Genomic DNA, 23,772 nt, shown 5'->3' with positions numbered 1-23,772 from the left:
CGGCCGATACCGACCCTGATTTCTCCCGGGGTCGACCTCAGGGTCCGACCCCGAGCACGGCAGACTCGTGCTGGTGAGCACCACTCTGCATGCCCGCGGCCTGTCGGCCGGTCACGGCGAGCGCACGCTGTTCGCCGACCTGGATCTGACCCTCGCGCCGGGCGACGTGATCGGACTGGTCGGTGTGAACGGCGCGGGCAAGTCGACGCTGCTGCGCATGCTCGCCGACCGGCACGCACCGACGGGCAGCATCACGCTCAGTCCCCCGGACGCGACAGTCGGTTATCTGGCCCAGGAGGCACAACGGGTCGAAGGCGAGACCGTCTTCGAATTCCTCGGTCGCCGAACGGGAGTCACCGAGGCGCAGCGAGTTATGGACGCCGCGGCCGAGCGCCTCGCCGACGGAGGGCCGGACGAGTACTCCCCCGCGCTGGAACGCTGGCTCGCCCTCGGTGGGGCCGATCTGGACCAGCGCGCCCACGAGGTCGCCGCGGATCTCGGCCTCGCGGACAGTCTGTCCAGCGGCCTGGATACACCCATGACCGGTTTGTCCGGCGGTCAGGCCGCGCGGGCCGGGCTGGCCTCGGTCCTGCTGTCCCGCTTCGACATCCTGCTGCTGGACGAGCCGACCAACGACCTGGACCTGGACGGCCTGAGCCGGCTGGAACAGTTCGTCGCCGGTGTGCGGGTCCCATTGATGGTGATCAGCCACGACCGGGAGTTCCTGGCGCGCACGGTGAACCGCGTCGTCGAGCTGGATCTCGCGCAGCAACAGGTCGGGTCGTACGACGGCGGCTACGAGTCGTACCTGATGGAGCGCGAGATCGCCCGGCAGCACGCGCGCGAGGCGTACGAGGACTACGCCGACACCAAGGCGGGCTTGGAGGCCCGCGCGCAGATGCAGCGCAACTGGCTCGAACACGGTGTCCGCACCGCCCGCCGCAAGGCGCGTGATCCCAGGAAGGTGGACTCGGACAAGGCGGGCCGCAAGATGCGGGCCGAGTCCACCGAGAAGCAGGCCGCCAAGGCCAGGCAGACGCAGCGCCGCATCGAACGGCTCGAGGTGGTGGAAGAACCCCGCAAAGAATGGGAACTGCGCATGAGCATCGCCGCGGCCCCGCGCAGCGGCTCGGTGGTGGCGACCCTGTCCCAGGCGGCCGTCACCCGTGGCGACTTCACGCTCGGCCCGATCACCACCCAGGTCGACTGGGCCGACCGCATCGTGCTGACCGGGGCGAACGGCTCCGGGAAGTCGACGCTGCTCGCCCTGTTGCTGGGACAGCTCCAGCCCGACACCGGGACGGCGAGCCTGGGCTCCGGCGTCGAGGTCGGCGAGGTCGACCAAGCGCGCGGGCTGTTCCGCGGGACCGCGGCCCTGGCCGCCACTTTCGGCGGCGAACTGCCGGACTGGCCGGAGGCCGAAGTGCGCACGCTACTGGCGAAATTCGGCCTGCGTGGCCCACACGTGCTGCGGCCGTGCGACACGCTGTCCCCCGGCGAACGCACCCGCGCCGCCCTCGCCCTGCTCCAAGCCCGGGGCGTGAACCTGCTCGTGCTCGACGAGCCGACCAATCACTTGGACCTCCCCGCTATCGAACAACTGGAGCAGGCCGTAGAGTCCTTCACCGGCACACTCCTGCTCGTCACTCACGACCGCCGCATGCTCGACACCGTCCGCGCGACCCGCCGCTGGCACATGAACGCGGGCGTACTCACCGAAACCCACTGACCCACGGCCGCGGCACGACCTCAACCCTCTATACCCCTGCGACCCGCTTCGCCAGATCGTCCGCCAGCTGACGCGCCTGCGCCGGGTCGGTGGCCTCCACCATCACCCGCACCAATTCCTCCGTGCCGCTGGGTCGAAGCAGCACGCGCCCGGAGTCGCCGAGTATCCGCTCCGCCTCCAGCACGGCTTCGCGGATCTCGGGTGCGCGCGCGACCACGGATTTGTCATTGACCGGCACGTTCACCAGAATCTGCGGCACGGTGCTCAGCACGCTCGCCAAGTCGGCCAGGCTGCGCCGGGACTGCGCCATCCGCGCCATCAAGCGCAGGCCGGTGAGAATGCCGTCGCCGGTGGTGCCGTGTCGCGGGAACACCACATGTCCCGACTGCTCGCCGCCCAGCGTGAAGCCGCCGCGCCGCAACTCCTCGAGCACATAACGGTCGCCGACGGCGGTGGTGCGCACGGTGATTCCGGCCGTCCGCATCGCGATGTGCAGGCCGAGGTTGCTCATCACGGTGGCGACCAAAGTGTCTTCGGCCAGCTCGCCCGCCTCGTGCATGGCGAGGGCCAGGATCGCGAGGATCGCGTCCCCGTCCACCACATTGCCGTAGGCGTCCACGGCCAGGCAGCGGTCGGCGTCGCCGTCGTGCGCGAGACCGAGATCGGCGCCGTGCTCCACCACCGCGGCCCGTACCTGCTCGAGATGGGTCGAGCCGCAGCCGTCGTTGATGTTCAGCCCGTCCGGCTCGGCGTTGATGGCGATCACCGTCGCACCGGCCTCACGGTAGGCGGCGGGTCCGACTTCCGCGGCGGCGCCGTGCGCGCAGTCGACCACGACGGTCAGCCCGGATAGGTCCTGGCCCGTCGCCTCCACCAGATGTTCCACATAGCGTTCGTGGGTGCCCGCGAGGCTGTATTGATCTGGGACGGCCAGCCCGTGATCGCGCGCGCCCGCCGCGCTGCGGACCCGGCCGATGCCCGCGCCGGTCGGCCGGAACTGCGTCTCCGCGGCCATGAGCGCCTCGATCCGGTCCTCGATCGCGTCGTCGAGTTTGTGCCCGCCCGCGGCGAAGATCTTGATCCCGTTGTCGGGCATCGGGTTGTGCGAGGCGGAGATCATCACGCCCAGACAGGCGTCGTACAAACCGGTGAGGTAGGCCACGGCCGGTGTCGGCAGCACCCCCACCGACAGCACGTCCACTCCCGCCGCGGTCAGCCCCGCGGTCACCGCGGCCTCGAGCATCTCCCCGCTGGCCCGCGGGTCGCGCCCGACCACCGCGAGCGCGCGCTTCTTGCCCCGGCTCAGGATCTGCGCGGCCGCGCCGGAAACGCGCAACGCCAGCTCCGGACTCAGTGACTCGTTGGCAAGCCCGCGGACTCCGTCGGTGCCGAACAACCGTCCCATACCTCGCCCCTCATTGGTGATCTGTGGCGTGGGCGCGCCGGCCCGGGAGGCACCGGCCCGTGCACCACGAAGGCCCCGCTAACGCCGCATCTTCATACAGCGCGAGAGCAGGCGACCAGCTGTTCGCTGGAGCCTGCTCTCGTACAGCTGCCGCGTCGACCGTACCGCGTCCGGCACCGAGAGGGTGCCGGATGCGGTGGGCCGACGTTGCCGAAATCAGCGCTTCGAGTACTGCGGCGCCTTGCGCGCCTTCTTCAGACCGTACTTCTTGCGCTCGGTGGCGCGCGGGTCACGGGTCAGGAAGCCGGCCCGCTTGAGGGCGGGACGATCCTCCGGGGTGACCTCGATCAGCGCACGGGCGATGGCCAGCCGCAGAGCGCCTGCCTGGCCGGACGGGCCGCCGCCGACCAGGCGGGCGTGCACGTCGAAGGACTCGGTGCGCTCGACGGTCACCAGCGGCGACTTGACCAGCTGCTGGTGCACCTTGTTCGGGAAGTAGTCCTCGATGGTGCGGCCGTTGAGCACGAAGTTGCCGGAGCCGGGCAGCAGGCGCACGCGCACGACGGCCTCCTTGCGGCGGCCGACGGTCTGCACCGGGCGGTCGATCACGATCGGAGCGTAGGACGCCGAGGCCTCGGAGTCCTCGTAGCCCGCACCGTCCTCGACAGCCTCGGCGGCGTCGAATTCCTCGACGTATTCCTCGTTGAATTCCTCGGGAGCGGTCACTGGGCCACCTGCTTGATCTCGAACGGAATGGGCTGCTGGGCGGCGTGCGGGTGCGTCGGGCCCGCGTACACCTTCAGCTTGCCCGCGATCGCGTTGCCGAGCTTGTTCTTCGGGATCATGCCCTTGACGGCCTTCTCCACGAGCCGATCGGGGCGGCTCTCCAACACCTGACCGACGGTCCGCGACTTGAGGCCGCCCGGGTGCCCGGAGTGGTGGTGGATCAGCTTGTCCTGCCGCTTGTTGCCGCTGATGGCGACCTTGTCGGCGTTGATGATGATGACGAAATCGCCACCATCGACGTTCGGGGCGTAGGTCGGCTTCGTCTTGCCACGCAGCAGATTCGCTGCCTGGACGGCGAGACGGCCGAGCACTACGTCAGTGGCGTCGATGACGTACCACTTACGGGTCACGTCACCCGCCTTGGGGCTGTACGTAGGCACAGTGCTTCCCTGTCTGTCGTCGGTGTTGCCAGCCGAGCGTGCGGTCGAGGTGTTCCCGGCGGCCGGTGGAGACCCGGGACTCGGTGGACATCCGGACGATCACCAGGAGTCGGCCGGACGTTCCACACGCCAGCGAGCAACGATACCAGTGGGGTATCGCGGGAAGAAATCGCGTCAGATCTCGATCGGCGGGCCCAGGTCGATGGCGCCCGGCGGGCCGGGGACCAGATAGCGCAGAGTATCGACATCGGGCCGTCCGCACTCGGCGGCCCGTTCCCGCGCTTCCCGCTGGTTGCCCCGTGCGGCGGTGACCCCTGGTTTGGGCTGGATGATCGCATCGGGCGCGGTCGGACAGCCGACCGGCTCGCCATCGACCCCTTCCTCCGCGACGACCGATGCCGTGTCGAGGACGACCGGCTGCGCGGTCAGCTCCACGCCATGATTCCCGGAGGGAAGCGCGACCACGGCCAGCGCCACCGCCCCGACGACGGTGTTGGCCCCGAACAAGTTGCCCTTCATCTTGTTCCACAGCTTGCCCTTGGGGTGCCGGTCCTCGTCGTCGGAGTCGGCGCCCGAGTCCTGCCATGGCCCCTGGCGCTGCTGACCGGGGTACGACTCCGGCCCGCCCGGATAGGGCGGACGCGGGTCGAGGGGCGGCACCGGCCCACCGGGCGGACGACCGCCGTCTTGCTGCTCGTCCGGCGCGCTCGGCGGCCGGGTGAAGCGGCTACCCAGCTCGGCGAGATTCGGCGGCAGGCCACGCGGCACTTCGTCGCGACCGATCCTGGTCGTCGCCTCTTCGGGTTGGGTCGGGTATCCCGGGCCGTACTGCACACCGGGCACCGGCCGCGCCGACCGCTGACCCGCGTCCGCCTGCTGCGGGGGGTACTGCGCGTCCACCGGGCGCTGCGGAGCGGGCGCGGGTTCGGTGTGCCTGCCCGCGGGCTCCGGCTCGTCCGCCTCCGGATCGCTCACCAGCAGGTGCGCCGCGCCGAGGACGAGGGCGTGCATCGGATGATCGGCCACGTGCAGGCGGTGTCCGAGATGGTTCTGGAAGGCCAGGCGCAACGCGTCGTTGAAGCGCACGTTGCCCGACAGCAGGACCGTCGAGGTGTCCGCGCCGATCGAACGGGCCGCCGCCATGACCTCGATCACGACGTCGTCCGCCGACCTGGCGTCACGCATGGCCTCCGCGTCCACCGGAACGTCGACCGACTCGGTGGGCTGCTCGTCGTCGCCGTGCACCGCGACCACCAGCATGCCGCGGCCGTCGGAGTACACACCCGTCGCGCCGACGCCGTTCGGCCTGGACCGGTCCGGCGGGTGCACCAGTCCGAGGGCGCGGACGTAGCCGGACAGCGCGACGCTCTCCGGCAGCGGTTCCACGACGACATCGAGCTGTTCCACCATCGAGGCGTAGACATCGATCTTCTCGTCCGGCCAGCTGTCCGGGTAGGGCAAGGCCACCAGATCCGGTTTGCCGCGCAAGTGCTTGCCGATCTCGGCGAGCGGGTTGTACAGGCGCGCGCGGAACACCAACTCCGCGGGCCATGTCGCGCCGGCGACCACGATCTGCGGATGCCCGAGGATGTCGCGCACGTCGGCGATCGCCATCCCGAGATCGGGTCTGTTGCGTTCCACGCCTGCCGTGTGCAACCGGCCCGACGAATCCGCCAGCAGATAGGCCGGCGGCGTCCACATGCCCTCCACCTGCACGGGGCGGATGGGAACGCCACCGCCACCGGCCGCCACGGACACCACATCCCAGCCGAGATGCACTGCCCCTACTCGCACCGTCACAGGCATAAGTGTGCCCGGTTCGCGGCCGAGATGCTCGTCGTTGCCGTCCCACGCCGCTGGGCGCCGCCTCCGCGCACCGGGGCGTAGCCGGACCGTCCGGACCGCGTCACGCGGCCGACTTCTTCAGTCGCAACCGGCGCCAGGTCATGACCGCGAGCACCACGGTGATCAGCAACAGCACGCCGACGTCCAACGCCCAGATCTCCGCCTTGTGCTGCCAGAGCGTGTCGGCCTGCGCGTTCAGGAACAGGTCGCGGATGTTCACCGTCGACGCGCCCGTCGCGTATCCCCAGCGAGCGGGGAACAGCCAGGACACCTGCTCGAGCACCACCCGGCCGGTGACCGGGATCAGGCCGCCCGCCATCACCAGCTGGCACATGATGGCCACCACCAGCAGCGGCATCACCTGCTCGTTCGACTTGGCCAGCGACGAGAGCAGCAATCCGACGACCACACAGCAGATCGCGGTCAGTGCGATATCGATGTACAGCTCCGCGCTGCCGGACGCCAGCACCGCGCCCTGACCAGGACGCTTCTTGCCCGCGAGGACGATGCCGACCAGCACCGCCGATTGCAGCAGCGCGGTGAAGCTGAACACCGCGATCTTCGCCATCAGATACGCAGAGGGCAGCAACCCCACGGCGCGCTCGCGATGGAAGATCGTCCGTTCGCCGACCAGGTCGCGCACCGTGAGCGTTGAGCCCATGAAGCAGGCGCCCAGGATCAGCACCACGAGCAACTGCTGTGTCTCACTTCCGCCTTCGGGCACGAATGTGCCGTCCGGCAGCGCTCTCAGCGCACCGCGCTGGAAACCGTTCTTCCCCGGCACCACCAGCGACAGGCCGCCGAGGATGAACGGCAGCAACACCAGGAACGTCAGATATCCGCGGTCGGCCAGGATCAGGCGGACCTGCCTGCGCGCCAGGGTCGAGAACTGTTTGCCGCGGCTGGATTGCGGCGGACTGCCCGCGGGCCCGTACGGTTGCGCAGGCGGCGGGGGTGGCGCCGCGAACGCCTGCCGGGAGCGATACGCGGCGAACGCCTGGTCCGGGTTGGCCGCGACGTCGGCGAAGATCTCCGCCCAGTCGCTGGTGCCCAGCGTCGCGCCGACACCGGCCGGATTGCCGCAGTAGGCGGTCTTCCCGCCGGGGGCGAGCAGCAGCACCTGATCGCACATGTCCAAGTGCGCCACCGAGTGGGTCACCACGATCACCACGCGGCCCGCGTCGGCCAGTTCGCGCAGCATCACCATGACCTGGCGGTCCAATGCCGGGTCAAGGCCCGAGGTCGGTTCGTCCAGGATGAGCAGCGACGGGCCGGTCAGCAGTTCCAGCGCCACCGAGGCGCGCTTGCGCTGACCGCCGGAAAGGCGGTCGACCCTGGTGTCGGCGTGCTCGGTGAGCGAGAGCTCTTGCAGCACACCGTCGATGACCTGCTGCCGGTCCTGCTTGCTGTTGTCCCTCGGCAGCCGCAGCTCGGCCGCGAAACCGAGCGCCTGGCGCACTGTGAGCTGGCGGTGCAGCACGTCGTCCTGCGGCACCATGCCGATCCGGGAACGCAGCGCCTCGTACTCGGCGTGCAGGTTGCGGCCTTCGAAGGTGACCACGCCGCCCGAAGGCCGGGTGGTGCCCGCGATCAGGCGCGACAGCGTGGATTTGCCCGCTCCGGACGGGCCGATCAGCGCGGTCAGGGTGCCGCGGCTGGCCGACATGTTCACGTCGACGAGCAGTTGCTTGTTGCCCTCGACGGTGAAGCCGACCCCGTGCACCGCGAGGCCCTGCTCGGCGACCGGCTTCTGCCGGTGCACCAGTGTGCCCTGCTGGACGACGAAGTCGACGTTGCCGATGGTGATGATGTCCCGCTCGCGCAGCACCGCCCGTTGCTGGCGGTGCCCGTTGACGAACGTGCCGTTCGCCGAGCCGAGGTCCTCGATGGCCAGCCCCTCGGCGGAGGCAACCAGGCGGGCGTGCTTGCGCGAGGCCAGCGGATCGTTGACGACGATCTGGTTGTCGGTGGTGCGGCCGATGCTCAGGCCGGTCTGCGGGATCCGGTCGGCGCGGGCGATGGGCGCGGTGCTCGCCCTAGCCCGGACCGGCGGCATGTTCGAGGTGTCCGCCCTGGTCGTCATGTTGATGTTCACCGCGGGCGCCGGTGCGTCCTGGGGCGGCGGATAGTGCGGATGCTGGAACTGCTGCACGGGCCGCCGGACCCCGTGCGGCGGCGGTCCCGGCTGCGGCATCGGAGCCGGTTGCGGCGGGCGCACGGAAGGACGTTGCGGGGGTTGCGGGTTCGCGGGCAGCAGGTGCAACAGCGGGCCGCTGATCGCGTCACCCAGCCGGACCTGCGTGGGGCGGTCGATCGACACCGGCTGGGTCAGCCTGCGCGCGTCCACGAAAACCCCGTTGGTGCTCTTGTTATCGGTCAACACCCAGGCGCTGCCCTGCCAGGCCAGCGTCGCGTGCACTCGCGAGACGAGCGGGCTGTCGACGAAAAGCGTCACCTCCGGCGCGCGGCCCATCGTGACCTGCTGGCTCGAATCGAATACTCGTTCGTTTCCATCATGGCGCACGGTGATGGTCTGCGCCCCCGGTGAAGACATGCAGCGGATACTATTCCATCACCCGGACATCGGCGGTGCCCCCGATGCGCCAAATGCCCCGATCCGGCGACCGATGTGAACGATCTAGCGGCCGACTAGGGGGAGCCTTGCCGAGAGTCCGAGCGACCGCGCTGGTTGCGACGCTGCTCAGCATTCTGGTGCTGGTCGGCGGCTGTATTCGAGTGGTCGACGGCCGGGCCGTCTCCGTCTACGACGATCCGTTCAAGGTTGCCGGGCTGCCCACCACGAGCGGCCCCAGCGGCCCCCGCACCGGCGTCCCGGACAGCACGCTGACCGCGACCAACGGCGACGGCGGCGCCGTGGACACCCTGGCGCTCAACGCCGTCGACGACATCCAGACCTACTGGCGCGGCGAATTCGGCAAGGAGTTCCAAGGCGAGTTCAAGCCGGTCGAGAAGCTGCTGTCCTGGAGCGCGAAGGCCGGGCGTCCCGAGTCGGTCGAGTTCTGTAAGGAGAGCACCTATCGCTTGGTGAACGCCGCCTTCTGCCGCCTGGACAATTCCATCGGCTGGGATCGGTCGGTGCTGCTTCCCACCATGGAGGAGACCTTCGGGAAGATGTCGGTGGTGATGGTGCTCGCGCACGAGTACGGGCACGCGGTGCAGACCATGGCCAAGATCGTCGGCGCGAAGGACCCGGTGATCGTCAAGGAGCAGCAGGCGGATTGCTTCGCGGGCGCGTTCATGCGGCACGTGGCAGAGGGCAAGGCAAAGCACTTCACGATCAACACCTCCGACGGCCTCAACACCGTGCTCGCCGCCACTGTCGCCATCCGCGACTCCGACCCGGACGATCCGGAGAGCGTGCACGGCTCCGCCTTCGAACGGGTCACCGCCGTGCAGATCGGTTTCACCGACGGTCCCAAGGCATGCAAGGGCATCGACCAGGACGAGATCGACCAGCGCCGCGCCAATCTGCCGCAGAGCTTCAGCGACGACAACGGGCGCGGCGAGTACCCCATCACGAAACAGACCCTGGTCGAACTCACCAAAGCACTCGAAGCCATTCTGCCGATCGACCACGAGCCGACATACGACTACTCACGGGCGAAGATCAATTGCCCCGACGGCGTCGTGACCGAACCGGTGTCGTACTGCCCCGCCGCGAACACGATCGCCACCGATATTCCCGGACTCGCCGAGCGCGGTACCTCGACGTCCGGCGCGGACGACCCGCTGCCGCTCAAGGTAACCGGCGACTACAACGGCTACATCGTGTTCATCTCCCGATACACCTTGGCCGTCCAGCAGAGCCGTGGTCAGAGTCTGGTCGGGGCCAAGACCGGCCTGCGCGCGGCCTGTCTGTCCGGAGTGGTCACCGGCAAACTCGCCGAGTCCGGGCGGCCGGTGGATCAGGGCGATATCAAGCTCGCCGCAGGCGATCTGGACGAGGCGGTCTCGGGGCTGCTCACCGATGGCCTGGCCGCGAGCGACGCCCAGGGCAAGACCGTCCCGAGTGGTTTCTCACGAGTCGAGGCCTTTCGCGCCGGTGTCCTGAACGGCGAAAGCGTGTGCGCCGCGCGCTATTCGTAGCGCGGGCTCAGCGGCCGAACGGCGGCGGCGCGGCCAGTTCGAAGCGCAGCACGCGGTTGCCGAGCATGATCTCGGTGCCCGGCATGAGCGCCATGGACTGGCGTGGCGCCAGGCGCACCCAGTCGCGGTAGCCCGGCAGGCGAGTGCGGGTTCCGTTGGTCGAGCCGCAGTCCACCACCGTCACATCCCAGTTCACCAATCGGATTTCGGCGTGCGCCCTGGACATGCCACCGGAGGCGTCATCGACCCGCAGCGGGACGAGCCCGCTCTCCGCGGCGGGCGAGCGCTCCGGATCGCGACCGATCACCGCGTCCGCGGCGAGCATGTAGGTCATGCCGTCGTCGAGGATCAGCATGCCCAGCGGCGGGCGGACCACTTCGATCAGCGCTTGGGTCTGGTCGACCGGCATACCGCAGACGGTGCAGAACGCCGCCCGAGGATCGCTGGGATGCGCTCGCGCGCATTTGAATCCCATCACCTTGACCGTCAGCGCGGTGGCCTTCGCGGTCGCCTCGAGCCGGCGCTGCAGCTCCGGGTCGGGCCGCGGCGCGGGATTGGTGCCGCCCAGCTGCGTCGGCGCGTGGTGCGGGTCGATCGGCGTCTGCTCGGTCTGGGCATCGAGCATCGCGGTCGACGGCGCCGTCGGGTATCGCGGCGGTCGCGGCTCCTGCCGTTGCGATTCGGCGGACGGCTCGTATTCGACGCGCGCCGTCGGCACCGGATGCGTCTCCGGGCGGTGGTGCGCGCCAGCGAAGCCGGACTCTCCGCCGTTCGTCGGCAGGCCCGTGCGGGAGCCATCCGTCCAGACGATCGCGCCACCTGCCTGCGCGATGCCCTCGACCAGCCTGCCGATGCCGCGCTCGGGTGGCAGATCCGGGATGCGGCCCTTCGCGTCGTCGACGAACAGCGCCGCCGCCCGCGCCGGAACCGCCGCGACCCGATCCACCGTGAAGGCGGCGTCGCTGCCGCGGTATCGCTCGAGCACGCCGTCACCGGCCAGCACGGCGGTGATCGCCCCGTGCAAGAAGATCGCCACGCCCCCGTGCTCGGCGGTGGACAGAATGCCGAAGTCGATCGGCTCGCCCGGGCTGATCTGCTCGGCCTGTTTCATCAGCCAGCGCGTCGCGTGCCGGGCCACCAGAGCGCCGGGGCCACCCGGCTCCCGATCGGTCGCGTCGCGCACCAGTTCGGCCAGTGATTCCAAAGCGACGACGGCGGTCGAGTCCGGGGTGGGCCTGCCCGGCCTGCGGTGCGCGACGACGACGACCGCGCCCGCGACCCTGGCCACGGCGTGGCTGCCGACGACGACCTCGACCTGCCGATCCATCAACGGTATCGGCCTCCACCGGGATTGCAGTGCAAGGTCGTCGCCACACCGACAAGGGTATTGCAATACGACGACCATCGGTCCCCCTACCCGGCGTCCGTCGGGTAACTTCAGTGTCAGCAACGGGAGGAACGAGGGGCCTGAGATGGTTCGGACGCAACGGATCGCGCTCACCGCGTCTTGCCTGGCACTGGCGGGGATGCTGGCCGGTTGCGCGGGTGTGCACGGCACGCCGACCGCGGGTGAGATCGATGTGCGCAAGCTGGAAGTCGGCACCTATCCCGTCGACAAGCACGAGTACAACCAGGATTCGGCGGGCAAAGGCGCGCTGCTGGAAGGCATGCGGATGTCCGACGCCGTGGCTCCGACCGTGCGCATCGACTCCACGCTGAAATTCGGCCGCGGCAGCACCGTCGTCAAGGACGCCGAGCAGGCGCTCGACTTCGTGGCCAAGGTGTCCAGGCCGGTCTTCGACAATCGCAAGCTGGTCGTGGGATACGCCGCCAGCGGCGCCGACCGTCCCGATCCGGCCGGCCAGTCCAATCCGGCGCCGCAGGCCACCGCGGTCACGAACGCGTTGTTCCGCTTCCCCGACGAGGCCACCGCGAAGCTCGCCGCCCGTGAACTCGAGGACGTCGACATCGCCGTTTCGCCGGACAATCGCAAACTGTCGTCCACGAAGTATCCGGACTCCTACATCCATTGGCGGCCCGGCGTTCCCAACGTCGGCACCTTCATGGCGTACAAGGAATTCGTCATCTCCTTGTTCATCCAGCGTCCGACGGCGGATGGCGACGACCTGGTGAAGTGGGTCGACAAGACCTTGGCCGCCCAGGTCGCGCAGCTGGACAAATTCACCCCGACCCCGGTGAACAAGCTCGACACCCTGAAGGCCGATCCCGACGGCCTGCTCGCCCGCGTCGCGGTCGCCGACCGCAAGAACCGCGTGCCGGATCCGGCGACCTTCGCCGTCTACGGCGGCTTTCACACGGTGCACCGCGCCGATGACGAGTCGGTCCACCTGCGCCTGGTCGAGGAAGCCGGCGTGGACCACATCGGCCTGCTCGACGACAGTTACGTCGCTCGCACCCGAGACGCGGCCGCCGCCCAGAAACTGGTCACCGGCCTGTTGGACAGCGAAGGCGCGCACTACGACCCGCTGGGCGCTCCCAAGGATGTCCCCGGCGCCAAGTGCCTGCAACTCAACAGCAAGGGCGACCCGGACCGCGAGTACAAATACCGGTGTTACGTCGCGTACAAACGGTACGTCGGAGTCGTCACCAGTGATAAGGAACCGGACGTGCGGCAGAAGGTCGCCGCGGAGTACGCGCTGCTGGCGAACAGTTTCTGAGATCGACGGCGGTAGGCGTCCAGCGCTTTCGCGATCCTCGGCCGCGGGTGGGCCGAAGTAGGATCCGGCGCAACTACCGCAGTCAGGGGAGGGAAGAGTGCAGTACGGCGCGATGTCGAGACCGATCCGAACCGCCGGTGCCCTGGCGCTGGCCTGCGCCGTAGCCCTCGGGGGCGGCGCGTGCGGCGGCCCGGCGGCCGGAACGGACAAGTCCGCGCAGCCCGTCGATCTGGCGCAGCTCGACGTGGGCAATTACGCGACGACGCCGCGCGCGTACGGAACAGCGAAGAATCCCGAGCAGGCGCGCATGATCGAGGCGGAGCGGCTCGCGAACTTCCTCCCGCCGCCCTCGGACATCGACCCCGGGTTCGTCTTCCAGAATCCGTCCTTGTCCAAGGTGTTCATCGAGCCGAAGAACGCGCTCGGGCGGATCATGGACGTCTCCCGGTTCGCCGAGGCGGCGCCGGATTTCGTCGCGGGATTCTTCAGCAACGCGGGCAATGCGCCGGACAACCGGGGCACCGACCTGGTCAACGCCGTCATGATCTTCCCGGACGAGCAGAAGGCGGCGGCCGCGGCGGCGGCCCTGGAACGCGTCGACTTCGAGGCCAACAACCGCAACACGCCCGTCCAGATCGCCAAGTACCCTGCCGCGCACGCGCATTGGCAGCCCACGGATCAGTCGATCGGATCATGGTTCGCCACGGGTAAATTCGTCGTCTACACCTGGGTCTACGACTATGTGAAGGTCTACCTGGAGAAAGTCGACCTCGCCGAACTGCTCGCCCTCGTCGAGAAGAGCCTGGACACCGTGGTCCCGGCGATCGGCCGGTTCACGCCCACGCCCGTCGACCAGCTGATGACATTGCCGATCGATATCGACGGCATGCTGAACCGGGCGCTGCCGCGTCCCAGGGAAGACTCCTGGATCGACCCGCCCGGCGCGTACACCGAGCGCGGCGCGCTGCACTTCACCATCGATTCGGCCGACGACCGCCGGATCATCGAAGCGGCGGGAGTGGATCGGTACGCCGCCGACGGGACCCATCTGTTCCGCGCGCGCGACGACGACTCGGCCGCACGACTACGCGAGGAACTCGGCGGACTCACGAAGAAATTCCGCGGAGCCGAGTCACCGAAGGGCCTTCCCGCTGCCCAGTGCAAGGAGTACATCGGCAACAAGACGGTCGTCGTCCGGTTCTATTGTTCGGTGTCCTACGACCGCTACGCCGCGTTCGCCTGGTCGCATCAGCTGCTCGACGCACAGCAACGCATCTCCGCCCAGTACGCATTGTTGGTGAATGCCGCATGACAGGATTCCGCACCGCCGCTGTCGCTCTCGCGTGCACGCTGGCCGCCACGATCGTCACCGGCTGTGGTTCGACGCTCGCGGGAACCGCGCGGCCGGGTGAGATCGATATTCGCGGTCTCGACACCGGCAACTACCCCACCGAGCCGCCGAACGCGCACGACGACGACTATCAACCACTGTTCATCGACATGGGAAAGGTCGCCGCCATGCGGCTGGCCGATCACGTCGCCTCGGCCTACGACATCGATCCCAGGATGAAGTACAGCTGGACGCCGTCGAGTATCAGCAAGGGAACGCTGCCCGGGGAACTCGGTCGCCAGGAGGACATGCGACCGATCGCGGAACGCAACCGCATGATGTACGGGTTCCACACCAACGGATCGGATCAGAATGTCAGCCTGATCGCCTCCGGGTGGCCGACCAAGCCCCGGCCCAATTCCACCACGATCGGCACGATCGTCATGCAGTTTCCCGACCCGGACCGCGCACGTCAGGCCGCGAACGAGTTCTACGACGCCGATCTCGGCGCCTACCGCGACCAGAACGAGCCGGTCACGCTGCCGCGCCGGCCGCAGGCGCGAGCGCACTGGCGTCCCGGCTCGCCCTTCCTGCGCGCGATGCTCGCGCACGGCTCCTACGTGGTGGCGTTTCTCGTCTCGGCCAACGCTCCCGACCGCAACGCCCTCGTCACTCTCGCGGAAAAGGCGTACGACGTTCAGCTTCCGCTGCTCGATCAGCTGGCTCCGCTGACCGAGGAGGAGATGCTGCGGTTGCCTTGGGATCCCGATCATCTGCTGAGCCGCACCCTGAATCCGGCCGGCGTCCAATCGCCCAGCTACGACGATTCGCACGCCTTGTTCGGCCTGCGCGGCATCATGCAATACGCCGAAGACCTCGATTACGCGAAACAACGTTTCACGGCGATGGGTGCCGAGAAATTCGCCGTCTCCGGAGACACATTGGTGATCCGCACGCCGAACCAGGAAACGGCCCGGCGGATCGCCGCGGAACGCATCACCCCTACAGTGGTTGCGGGTCCGGCCGATCCCCCGCAGCACCTGCCCGATTCGGCGTGCGTGGAGAACCGGAGCGGACTTTTCGACGACAGGCGATTCACCTGCGTCGTCGCGTATAAGGAATACGTCGGATTCGTCGCGGCGAATCAACTGCTGGACGCGCAACAACGCGCCGCCGCACAGTATTCCGTTTTCGCGAACAGCCGATAGTGCGGCACTTTCGTCGCGAATTCGGTCGAGTATGCTGCGTGGCGAACGCCAGCGGCCCGCGTGGAGTCAGGAGATCGTGCACATGGCGATTAGCCCCGGGACCATTGTCGGCGGGTACCGCATCATGCGGGTGCTCGGCGCAGGCGGCATGGGCACGGTGTATCTGGCCAAACATCCCAGTCTGCCCAGGACCGACGCGTTGAAGGTGCTCGGCGGCGAACTCAGCCGCGACTACGAGTTCCGTACCCGCTTCGAGCGTGAAGCCAATCTCGCCGCCGGACTGGATCATCCGAACATCGTCTCGGTCTACAACCGCGGTGAAGAACACGGCCAGTTGTGGATCGCCATGCAATACGTGGACGGCACCGATGCCGCCGCCGAACTGGCTCGCGACCCGCATGCGATGAATCCGCTTCGCGCACTGCGTATCACGACCGAAGTCGGCAAAGGACTCGACTACGCGCACCGCAAGGGCTTGCTGCACCGCGATGTGAAACCGGCGAATTTCCTGCTGTCCGCGCCTGCCGCCGGCGAGGAAGAGCGCGTGCTGCTCACCGATTTCGGCGTGGCGAAAGCCAATGACGACACCACCGAACTCACGCAGACCGGTAGTTTCGTCGCGACCATCGCCTACGCCCCGCCCGAGCAGCTCACCGGCAGCCCGCTCGACCACCGCGCCGACGTCTACAGCCTCGCGTGCTCGTTCTTCAAATTGCTCACCGCGCGCAACCCTTACCCGGGAACCCAACCCGCGCTGGTGATGATGGGGCATCTTCACGAGCCCCCGCCGCTGGCCACCGCCGTCAACCCCGGCCTGCCGCCCGCCATCGACCACGTTTTCGCCCGCGCCATGGCGAAGAACCCGGCCGAAAGATTCAACAGCTGCCGCGAATTCACCGATGCGGCGGCGAGCGCCCTCATTCCCGGCTACAACCCCGTCGCCACCAACACCTCCCCGACCTATCCCATCCAGGTATTCGATCCGCGGCCTGGGAGCGACTCCCGAGTGGCCATCTCCGGTCAAGGGAGCGCCGCACGACCCGCGCGCAAGAACTGGCCGCTCGCGGCGGCCGCGGGCGTAGTGGCCGTCGCACTCGCCGCGGGGATCGGCATTTGGGCCTCTAATCGCGAGGGGCAAGCACCCGATCCCGCTGTCGCCACGCCGAGCAGCACGGCAGCGCTGTCGCCGCTGGACCGGGCGCGAGCGGACAACCCGGTATTCCGGGGCAAGACGATCACGATGGTCGACGTGCCGCGCGGCTCGCAGGTCTCGATCTTCCTCGGCGGCACCCCGCAAACCGAGTTCCTGCAGAATCTCGGATTCGTCTACAACCTCAACTACCGGCGCGCGGGCGACGAGGCATCGCCTCGCGAACTGACCGGAACCAACCGGCTGGAAGTAGCGGCGGACGGCTACGTGCTGGCCGTGCGCAGCGACGAAAAGGCCGGCGGCGGCGGTCTGCTCGGCCTTCCGTACCAAGTGGCGGGCACCCGTGCCACGGTGATTCCGCTGGACGATCCCGCGGCCGTCGCCGCGGTCCGCGACTGGAGCGAGTCGTCCCAGCAGACGTTGCTCGACCGTCTGGTGCCGGTGCTGCGCAATCGCGTGAAGTGATTCGGTCGCGTCCGCTGAATCCAAGCCTTCGTAGGGTTTTCGGTTCGCGCGACCACCGGATTTCGTCATTCTGCTGGTAGCGGCGGACTTAGGCGTTCGGTAAGGTGTACCGCAGCCAGCCCACTCGCCGATCATTACAGCAGCGAGCAGGGGGAAGGAGGGGAGCCGAGCGCTGGCGTTACAAGTCATGCAGACCCGGATCGCATCGTGGTCTTCCGAGCAGGCCCGTGCGCGGCCGCCGAAATCTACGGACGAGCCGGGCTGAGGGGCGCAGGGCCCTGATCCCGTGGGGCGATGCCGAACTTTCTCGAGTCGGATGGAACCGATCAGACCCGCACCGCGTCCAATCAGATGTACAGGCCAACTGAGGCTTCCGCCGTTGGCCGAGACGGGAACCGAAAGGAGCCGAAATGGCAGGACAGCTCGAAGCGAGCGAAGAGGCGATCTCGAAGTTTGTGGACAACTGCCGGCAGCGGCACCAGGATCTGCAAACCGCGATCACCGCACTGAACAGCAAGTCGGATCAGACCACCGCCACCTGGAGCGGTGCGGCTCGTCAGGCGTTCGACACGTTCATGGACAGCTACTTCGCCCAGGCGCGGAAGCTGAACGACCAGCTGGACCAGACGTCGGACAAGCTCGCCCACGCCGGACGGAAGTTCGCCGATCAGGACCAGCAGTTCGCCCAGCAGGTGGCCGCGCAGGCCTCCAGCCTGGACCTTCCCTGATCCGATAGCCGAACCACAGACAACAAGGAGCTCCCCATGGTAGCGAACGATCCCGGTCGGATTGCTTCGAACTTCGGCGAGGTCGAGGCGGGCGCCCAGGCCATCGTGTCCGAAGCGCGCAGCGTCATGACCATGCTCGAAGATTTCCACAAGCAGGTCACCGACTTCGTGACCAACTACTGGAAGGGTGACGCGAACGACGCGTTCGCGTCGCTGCAGGCCCAGTGGAACACGCAGGTCACCCAGCTGAACACCACGCTGGAAAGCGCGGGCAAGTTGGTCAGCAGTGGCAACTCGGACCTGCAGGGTACCGACACCGCGCTGGCGGGCCTCTTCTGAGATCCCGTCTCGGCTGATTCGAGCCCCCGGTACTTCGGTGCCGGGGGCTCGAATCGTTCTGCGCCGCAGTGGAGTCGGCTAGGTATGCGTGCCCGCGCCCCCTCACGGTACGACGCGGACCGTATCCCCGAAATGCGAGCACGGGGCTTCCAATTGCCCCCATTCGTCTCCTGCGTACTGGCAACCGATACTCAGCTGAATTCCGAACTCCAACAGAACATGCCAGCGAACGGTTGATCCGTCTCCGGGATGTTCCAGGTAGGCCAAGCCGGAACGGCCACCGAACATCACATCCTGCTGCAAGTCGGTCAGCACCCCTGGCGGACGCTGCGCGATCTGCGCTTCCAGCTTCGCCGCGACCTGCGCGTAACTGGACGACGCCGTCAGCGGCGCCTGCATTACCGTAATTCGTTGCCGCACAGCATTATCGGGTACCAAATCGACACGAGCGCGCCCCGTGTCAGGCGACTGGGCAATACGCCAGCCGGGCGGGACACGGAATCGGATTCGGCCGAAGGCCTCCGGTGCCGCCTCGGCCGGCGGGCCGACCGGCGGCGGTGCGGCGGTCGGCGACGCCGCTTCCGTGCTGGGCGCCGCTACCGTCTCTTCGCCGCGGCGACCGGACAAGACAACCGCACCGACGATCGTCAACGCGACGACCACCACGGCCGCGATCGCGGCGATCGCGATACGCGCGGCGCCATATCGAGGCTGTCGTGTCGCGGCACGCTCGCGGAGCGGTCGCATCCACTGTGTCTGCGCGGCGTGGACTTCGCGTGCCTCGGTCCGCCGCCCCCGGACGAGATCGGGACCGGCGACCGCACGCAGCTCGACATCGGCACCTATGGACTGCTGGATCGCCTCACGGAGCAAGTCCAGTTTTCTGGTATCACTGAGAGCCGCCACTTGCACGAGGTCGATCGGGCCGCTGTCGAGCAACCGAGTGATCAGGTTGCACAGAGCGGCGAAGCCCGCGGATCCGCTCTCGATCTCGGCCAACGCGAGTGTCGGCTCGTGCTCACAGGATTCGATATGCACGCCGCGATGGCTTCGGATGACCGCCGACGCCGTGGTGGCCAGCGTGCCGAACTCCAGTACCAGCGTTCGCCGACTGTGGCTGGTGCCCTCGTCCGACGCGACCGAACGGACCGCGATGTCCTCGAACACGACATCCGAGGCCACACGGCGCGCCGCCTGAGCGAGCACGCCACGACGGGCCGCGCCCCATTCGGTCGGGCAGAGCAACGTCATCCGGGCACACGGAGTATCTACACGAAGATGCTCGAGCGCACTCGCGAAAACGGCGCTCATCGCGTCCACCACCGAGGGTGTGCGGGGTGGCAAAGCTATGGCATCGGCGGGCACGAATTGCACCACCGAACCGACGTGGGTAGGCGGGCTCAGCGATTGCCCCACGACGAGGTCGAAGCCATTGCTGCCCAGGACCACCGACGGCGGCGCGTCCCAGTGCGTGTCGGCGCCACGCGCCCAGATACGCGCCTCGGTGACGACGAGCTCGACCTCGGACATCAGGGCAACGGCATCCACGCCGTCTGGACCAGGCCCTCGACATTACGGGTGACGTAGGTGCCTCGGCCCGGCGGCATCGGGCTCGGTCGCTTGGTGCCCATCAGGACGCCCTCGTCCTTGCTGCAGCTCAGGATCAGGCCCGCCGAGCCCAGATCACGCATTCGAGCCAACGTCGCCTCGAACATCGCCCTGCTCGCACCACCCGAGCGCCGGGCGATGATCACGTGGAAGCCGAGGTCTCGGGCGTGTGGCAGATGTTCGAGCAGCGCCTGGACCGGGTTGCCCGCGGAGGTGGCGACCAGATCGTAATCGTCGATGATGACGTACAACTCCGGTCCGCTCCACCACGAACGATCCCGCAACTGCTGCGGCGTGACGTCCGAGCCCGGCGTGCGCTTGCCGACATACGCGGCCAGGTCGTTCATGTTCTGGGTGAACTGCGGCGCCGTGGAACCATAGCCCGCGAGATAGCCCTCCGGAACCAGTCCGAGCATGCCGCGGCGGTAGTCGCCGATGATGAAGCGAGCCTGATCGGGGGTGTTCGACGCGGCGATGCCCTCGATCAGCGAGCGCAGCAGCGTCGTCTTTCCCGATTCGGTGTCGCCGATGATGATGAAGTGCGGGCTCTCCACGAAGTCGATGTAGACCGGCGCGAGCTCGGACTCATTGATGCCGAACGGGATTCGCAGGCACTTCGCATTCGGGTCGACCTGGGCGGGCCAATCGCCCGCCAGATACAGCAGCTGCTCGCGCGGGAGCTGTTCGGGCAGCATGCGGACCTGCGGCGCGTGCCGGCCCGGCGTCAGCCTGGCGATGGCGGCGACCGCGTCCGCGACGGCCTGGGTGAGGTCGGTCGGGTCGGAGCTGCCGTCGATGCGGGGCAAGCCGGTCAGCATGTGCAGGCACTCCGGGGTCATACCGCGGCCCGGTCGCCCCTGGGGAACCAGTGAGGCGAACTTGCGGCCCAGATCGGAGTCCATCGGATCACCGAGGCGCAACTCGATCCTGGTGCCGATCTGATCCTTGAGCGCGGGCCGCGCCTCCGCCCAGCGGTTCAGCGCGATGACCACGTGCACACCGTAGGACAGACCCTGCACGGCGAGGTTCATGATGGTCTGCTCGAGCATCTCGAAGTCCTGGCGGATCGAGCTGAAACCGTCGATCACCAGGAAGACGTCGCCGAACGGATCCTCGTGCGCGCCCGCGGCGCCCGGGCTGGCGGCCGGGTCCATCGCGCGCAGCCTGCGGAAATCGGTCATCGATTCGATGCCGAGCTGGCGGAAGCGCGCCTCGCGCTGCCGGACGATGGTGGTCATCTCCGCGATGGTGCGGCGGACCTGGTCCTCGTCCAACCGGCTGGCCACCGAGCCGACGTGCGGCAGCCCTTGCAGGCTCGCCAGGGTGCCGCCACCGAAGTCGAGGCAGTAGAACTGCACCTGTTCGGCGGTGTGCGTCAACGACATCGCCATGATGAGTGTGCGCAGCGCCGTCGACTTGCCGGACTGCGGGCCACCGACGATGGCGACATTGCCGCGGGCGCCGGACAGGTCGATGACCATCGGGTCGCGACGCTGGTCGTACGGGCGGTCGACGATGCCGATCGGGGCACGCAGCGTGGACACCGGGGAGTATTCGCCGGTGAGAACGGAGCGCGGGACGAGCTGGTCGAGCGTCGGCGCCTCGTCCAGCGGCGGCAGCCAGATCTCGTGCGCCGGGCGGCCGTGGCCGCGGATCCGCGCGACCAGCATGTTCAGGTTGGACAGCTGCTCGCCGTCCTCGTCCTGTTCCGGTTCCAGGCTCGGTTCGGGCGGCAGCGGAACGCGGTCCGCCGCCCGGAAGTCGACATGGGTAGCGGTGAACGCGCGCGCCCTGACATCGATTTCACCGGACTGCGTGGCAACGGTCATGTCACGCTGCGAGCCACCGCCGACATACGCGCCGGAGACATAGGAAGCCTGGAAACGCTGGATCTCTCCGGAGTCGGCCTTCAGGTAGCCGCCACCGGGATTGTTCGGCAGGTTGTAGGCGTCCGGCACACCGAGCACCTGACGAGATTCGTTGGCGGAGAACGTTTTCAGGCCGATCCGATAGGACAGGTGGGATTCCAGGCCCTTGAGCTTGCCTTCCTCCAGTCGCTGCGAGGCGAGCAGCAGATGCACGTGCAGCGAGCGGCCGAGGCGGCCGATCATGACGAACAACTCCGCGAAATCCGGGTGCTGAGTGAGCAGTTCGGAGAACTCGTCGAGCACCACGAACAGTGCGGGCAGCGGGTCCAGGTCGGCGCCCGCGGCCCTGGCCTTCTCGTACTCCAAGACGTTGGCGAAGTTGCCAGCCGCGCGCAGCACTTCCTGGCGGCGGTTCATCTCACCGGCCAGGGCGTCCTTCATGCGGTCGACGAGATCGGCCTCTTCCTCCAAGTTGGTGATGACGGCGGCGACGTGCGGAACGCCCTCCAAACCGAGGAACGTCGCGCCGCCTTTGAAGTCGACCAGCACCAGGTTCAACTGGTCGGGCGAGTGCGTGGCCAGCAAGCTGAGCACGAGGGTACGCAGGAACTCCGACTTACCGGAGCCGGTGGCGCCGATGCACAGGCCGTGCGGGCCCATGCCGTTCTCGGCGGCCTCCTTGATGTCCAGTTCCACCGGAAGGCCATCGGCGCCCACACCGAACGGGACGCGCAGGCGTTCCCGTCCGTAGCGCGGCCGCCACGCGTGCTCCGGGTTGAAAGTGCCGATGTCACCGAGGCCCATCAGCTGCGCCCACGTCGAGATCACGTCGGCGTCATCGGTTTCCACGTCGCTGCTGCGCTGGGTGGCGGCACGGTACGGGGCCAGCCTGCGCGCCACCTGCTGCGCCTGCTCGGGGCTGATTCGGTCGATCAGCGCGAACCGCTCCTGATTGCCGGTCGCGCCGCGGCCGACGCACTCGCCGTTCTCGACGATCATCTTGATGCCGCGCGACACCGCCAGGCGCGGCGCGTAGCCGCACAGGTCGATGATGGTGACGCCCTCGTAGCCGGATTCGCGCAACTGATCGTCCTCGGCCTCGAGCAGACCGCCGTCGACCACGATGACGATATGCACCATGTTCGCGTTGGCGGGCTGGTTGCGCGAGTATCGGACCCGGTTGCCGAGCAACGGATGCAACCCCGCCATCGCCTCCCGGATCGAGCCGTAGAACATGCGCTGGGTACCGATGCCGTCCTGCGCGTCGGGGTGCTGGGTGTGCGGGAGCCACTTGGTCCACTCCCACTCCGGCGCGGTGTCCGGCCCACAGACGACCGCGACGAGCACCTGGTCGGGAGCCTGGAACATGCACAGCTGCACCAGCATCGCTCGGGTCATGTCGCGCGCCTGGCCGCGGTCGCCGTCCAGCGCGATGGTGGCGAAGCCCTTGACCGCGATGGCGGTCGGCAGATCGGGCACGGTCGAATGGGCGCGCACGAAGCGGCGCAGCGAGACCGCGGCGATCGGCTCGAGCTCCTCGACCGGACCGGTCTCAGGAGCGACCAGTCTGGTGGCAAGGCGCTGGCCGCCGAGACCGATGCGCGCGTGGCAGAAGTCCTTGTCCCCCGCGCGGCGTTCCCACATGCGGCTGGTGCCCGCGAGCATCCAGACCAGTTCCGGCTCCGGGTGGCTCCATTCGACGGAAGCGCGCTGCTGAGCGGCGGTCTCGTCGACGTCCTTGCGCACCTGGTCGAGGTAGCGCAGATAGTCCTTGCGATCCTCGTTGGCCTCGGCGGCCTTCTGCCCCTTGCCCCCACCCTGGCCCGCGAACATGCCGACCATCGAGAACACCATCATGAGCGGGAACATCATGCTCATCGGGTTGGAGGCGATGCCGCCGCCCTGGGTGAACATCAGGGCCATCATGCCGACCATGCCGATCACCATCACGGCGGGCATGAGCTTCAGGACGAGGTTTCCCGGTGTGACCCGGGGGATTTCGGGCGGGGGTTGCAGCGTGACCTCGCCGCCGGGCGTCCTTGGCATCTCGCGGCGCGCACGGCGCTGGAAGCGGACAGTGCTCATCGACGAGATTCCCCCTTCGGCCAGCTGTGATTCGGCCTCAGTGTAGAGGTCACAGCCGACA

At 68.2% G+C, this 23,772-nt stretch carries 16 protein-coding genes; 8 read left to right on the top strand and 8 right to left on the bottom strand.

Translation table 11 applies throughout. The annotated features are described in order from the left end of the window. Positions 1–73 precede the first annotated feature (73 nt). Entirely contained in the window at positions 74–1,729 is a 1,656-nt protein-coding gene (locus ACIHAX_RS11380) for an ABC-F family ATP-binding cassette domain-containing protein (RefSeq protein WP_364430945.1), read from the top strand. Between the two features lie 28 nt (positions 1,730–1,757). Here ACIHAX_RS11380 and glmM read toward each other — a convergent pair whose 3' ends face one another. From glmM to ACIHAX_RS11355, 5 genes are all read right to left on the bottom strand, one after another. Beyond that, positions 1,758–3,134 (bottom strand): phosphoglucosamine mutase, encoded by a 1,377-nt coding sequence (gene glmM / locus ACIHAX_RS11375; RefSeq protein WP_364430942.1) that lies wholly within the window; start codon positions 3,132–3,134, stop codon positions 1,758–1,760. A 216-nt stretch (positions 3,135–3,350) separates the two neighbouring features. Beyond that, positions 3,351–3,860 (bottom strand): 30S ribosomal protein S9, encoded by a 510-nt coding sequence (rpsI, locus tag ACIHAX_RS11370; protein ID WP_195080437.1) that lies wholly within the window; start codon positions 3,858–3,860, stop codon positions 3,351–3,353. Next, positions 3,857–4,300 (bottom strand): 50S ribosomal protein L13, encoded by a 444-nt coding sequence (rplM, locus tag ACIHAX_RS11365; protein ID WP_067803768.1) that lies wholly within the window; start codon positions 4,298–4,300, stop codon positions 3,857–3,859. The genes rpsI and rplM overlap by 4 nt, the downstream gene beginning before the upstream one ends. A 174-nt stretch (positions 4,301–4,474) precedes the next feature. Continuing rightward, positions 4,475–6,106: a hypothetical protein gene (locus ACIHAX_RS11360; RefSeq protein ID WP_364430938.1), complete on the bottom strand. Its 1,632-nt coding sequence runs from the start codon at positions 6,104–6,106 to the stop codon at positions 4,475–4,477. 100 nt (positions 6,107–6,206) lie between these two features. Continuing rightward, positions 6,207–8,699: an FHA domain-containing protein gene (locus ACIHAX_RS11355; protein WP_355076257.1), complete on the bottom strand. Its 2,493-nt coding sequence runs from the start codon at positions 8,697–8,699 to the stop codon at positions 6,207–6,209. 107 nt (positions 8,700–8,806) lie between these two features. On the opposite strand from ACIHAX_RS11355, the gene ACIHAX_RS11350 reads away from it, so the two are divergent. Further along, entirely contained in the window at positions 8,807–10,252 is a 1,446-nt protein-coding gene (locus ACIHAX_RS11350) for a metallopeptidase (RefSeq protein WP_355076255.1), read from the top strand. Between the two features lie 7 nt (positions 10,253–10,259). On the opposite strand, the gene ACIHAX_RS11345 is transcribed toward ACIHAX_RS11350, so the two are convergent. Further along, positions 10,260–11,579, bottom strand: a complete 1,320-nt coding sequence (locus ACIHAX_RS11345; protein WP_364430930.1) for an FHA domain-containing protein — start codon at positions 11,577–11,579, stop codon at positions 10,260–10,262. Between the two features lie 145 nt (positions 11,580–11,724). Here ACIHAX_RS11345 and ACIHAX_RS11340 point away from each other — a divergent pair, with 145 nt between their 5' ends. From ACIHAX_RS11340 to ACIHAX_RS11315, 6 genes are all read left to right on the top strand, one after another. Next, positions 11,725–12,930 carry a hypothetical protein gene (locus ACIHAX_RS11340; protein WP_397277136.1) on the top strand — a complete coding sequence of 402 codons (1,206 nt, stop codon included), beginning with the start codon at positions 11,725–11,727 and terminating at the stop codon, positions 12,928–12,930. 112 nt (positions 12,931–13,042) lie between these two features. Next, positions 13,043–14,242, top strand: coding sequence for a hypothetical protein (locus ACIHAX_RS11335; RefSeq protein ID WP_397277134.1), 1,200 nt, complete (start codon positions 13,043–13,045; stop codon positions 14,240–14,242). After that, complete coding sequence (locus tag ACIHAX_RS11330) at positions 14,239–15,468, top strand: hypothetical protein (RefSeq protein WP_397277132.1); 1,230 nt, start codon at positions 14,239–14,241, stop codon at positions 15,466–15,468. The genes ACIHAX_RS11335 and ACIHAX_RS11330 overlap by 4 nt, the downstream gene beginning before the upstream one ends. Positions 15,469–15,550: 82 nt before the next feature. After that, positions 15,551–17,083, top strand: a complete 1,533-nt coding sequence (locus tag ACIHAX_RS11325; protein ID WP_397277130.1) for a serine/threonine-protein kinase — start codon at positions 15,551–15,553, stop codon at positions 17,081–17,083. Between the two features lie 410 nt (positions 17,084–17,493). Beyond that, on the top strand, positions 17,494–17,811 hold the full coding sequence (locus tag ACIHAX_RS11320) for a WXG100 family type VII secretion target (protein ID WP_039795679.1): 318 nt from the start codon (positions 17,494–17,496) through the stop codon (positions 17,809–17,811). A 36-nt stretch (positions 17,812–17,847) separates the two neighbouring features. Then, positions 17,848–18,150: a WXG100 family type VII secretion target gene (locus ACIHAX_RS11315; RefSeq protein WP_355076245.1), complete on the top strand. Its 303-nt coding sequence runs from the start codon at positions 17,848–17,850 to the stop codon at positions 18,148–18,150. 102 nt (positions 18,151–18,252) lie between these two features. Here the strand turns inward: ACIHAX_RS11315 and ACIHAX_RS11310 are convergent, their stop codons facing one another. Together ACIHAX_RS11310 and eccCa are read right to left on the bottom strand one after the other, a co-directional pair. Further along, positions 18,253–19,680 (bottom strand): type VII secretion-associated protein, encoded by a 1,428-nt coding sequence (locus ACIHAX_RS11310; protein ID WP_397277128.1) that lies wholly within the window; start codon positions 19,678–19,680, stop codon positions 18,253–18,255. Further along, positions 19,680–23,711 (bottom strand): type VII secretion protein EccCa, encoded by a 4,032-nt coding sequence (eccCa, locus tag ACIHAX_RS11305; RefSeq protein WP_355076241.1) that lies wholly within the window; start codon positions 23,709–23,711, stop codon positions 19,680–19,682. Before eccCa ends, ACIHAX_RS11310 begins: the two co-directional genes overlap by 1 nt. Positions 23,712–23,772: the final 61 nt, after the last annotated feature.

Source organism: Nocardia sp. NPDC051929 (assembly GCF_044548645.1).
In the GTDB taxonomy this organism is placed as follows: domain Bacteria; phylum Actinomycetota; class Actinomycetes; order Mycobacteriales; family Mycobacteriaceae; genus Nocardia; species Nocardia sichangensis.
The sequence above is the reverse complement of the archived record's forward strand: the minus strand, read 5'-3'. Positions and strand labels throughout refer to the sequence as shown.